Annotated in this window: 2 protein-coding genes; one reads left to right on the plus strand and one right to left on the minus strand. The window is 61.6% G+C overall.

What is annotated here, in order from left to right; translation table 11 throughout:
* A partial coding sequence (locus QZ302_RS09910; RefSeq protein ID WP_294594943.1) for a DUF4301 family protein occupies window positions 1-398 on the minus strand: 398 nt, incomplete at its 3' end.
* 79 nt (window positions 399-477) lie between these two features.
* Between QZ302_RS09910 and murB the strand changes: the two genes are divergently transcribed.
* Window positions 478-1491 carry a UDP-N-acetylmuramate dehydrogenase gene (murB, locus tag QZ302_RS09915; protein ID WP_294594946.1) on the plus strand — a complete coding sequence of 338 codons (1014 nt, stop codon included), beginning with the start codon at window positions 478-480 and terminating at the stop codon, window positions 1489-1491.
* Window positions 1492-1773: the final 282 nt, after the last annotated feature.

The following is a 1773-nucleotide window of genomic DNA, read 5'->3' on the forward strand; positions in this document are numbered from 1 at the left end:
GCCACCACCGCCCTCGGATCCTTCATATCCCCCCCCAGCGCCACCAGCTCCTCATAGAACGCAAACCGTTCGATCCCCGACAACACCCTCTCCACCGTCGCGCTCCCCTTCCCCTCCGCCACATACTCGTACAACTCCTTGAACATCCTCGACGCCGCCCCCGACGCCGGCACGAACTTCTCCACCGCCAATCCCGCCACCGCCCGTCCGTACAGCCCCGCCAACACCTGCGCCCGTTCCGGATCGAGCTTCATAATCCCGTCCCCCGCCACCGCCGCCCGGTCGATCTTCAGGAACGGAAACCCGCTTCTGAAATTCTCCAACTGCTCCTCCACCCGCTCCCGATCCGTCCCCCGAGCCGCCATCCGCTCCAAGTCGTTCTGAGTAAATACAGCCATATCTAAAAAGGAATAATCGTCCTCGAAGTTAGTCATTATTTTTAAATTTGCACACACAAACCCCAATCGACCCGAAAAGATGAACAAAATATCCGAGAATTATGCCCTCCTCGCCCACAACACCTTCGGTCTGGAAGCCCGCGCCGCCCACTGGGCCGAATTCCGCGATACCGAAGAGCTTCGCAGCCTCATCGAGACCTGCCGGACGAACCGCTGGCCCTGGTACGTGGTGAGCGGCGGCAGCAACCTGATCCTGACCGGCCATTTCCCCGGCCTGATCCTCCACCCGACCGGCTCCCGGATCACCCTCGTCGAGCCCACCCTGGTTCGAGCCGAAGCCGGCGTCGTTTGGGACGACCTCGTCGCCTGGAGCGTGGAACGCGGCCTGGGCGGTCTGGAGAACCTCTCCGCCATTCCCGGATACGTGGGCGCCGCCCCGGTTCAGAACATCGGCGCCTACGGTTCCGAAGCCAAAGACACCATCGAGACCGTGGAATACTTCGACACAGAGCGTCTCGAAACCGTCCGTCTTTCCTCCTCCTCCTGCGCTTTCGGCTACCGGGAATCCATCTTCAAAGGCCCTCTTCGGGGTCGCGCCATCGTGACCGCCGTCGAATTCCGCCTCACTCCGGAACAAGAGGGGTACACCTATAATATAAGGTACGGCGACCTGCACGACCGGGTGACGCTCCTCGGCGGCCCGAGCCTCTCTCACGTGCGCTCCGCCGTGACAGCGATCCGGAACGAGAAGCTCCCCGATCCGGCCGTATCGGGCAACGCCGGGAGTTTTTTCAAGAACCCCGTGATACCGGCCGCTCAGGCCGAGGCGTTGAAGTCACAACATCCCGACCTGCCCCTCTACCCGACAGGCGAGAAGGGCAGTGTGAAAGTAGCCGCCGGGTGGCTGATCGACCGGGCGGGTTGGAAAGGTTTCCGGAGCGGCACCGTCGGCGTCCATCCTCGCCAGGCCTTGGTCTTGATCAACTTAGGCGGCGCGACCGCCCAGGAGATTTTGCAACTTTCCGACCAGATCATCGCCGACGTAGAATCGAAATTCGGGATCCTCCTTTCGAAAGAAGTGAACGTCTTGTAAAAGCGGCGCCTCCTACAGCCTCAGGCGCGCGGACAAAGAACGGGGTAGAGACGGCCAGTGGAAATGCGCGAGCATTTCCCGTCCACGGGACGTGGGGCCCGAGCGGCCCGAGCGCAGTACCCTCCTGTAGGACAGACGTGCGCCGACGCCTTAAGAGGGAAATTGTCAAAATGTGCTGGCACATTTTGACAAGATTTCCCAAGGCGCGCGAAAAAAGAGTTGGGCTGAGGCGGTTAAGCGATACGCAGTATCGCTCCGTCCCGCCGGGGCCACCCGGACGCC

Source organism: uncultured Rikenella sp., assembly GCF_910579375.1.
Taxonomy (GTDB): domain Bacteria; phylum Bacteroidota; class Bacteroidia; order Bacteroidales; family Rikenellaceae; genus Rikenella.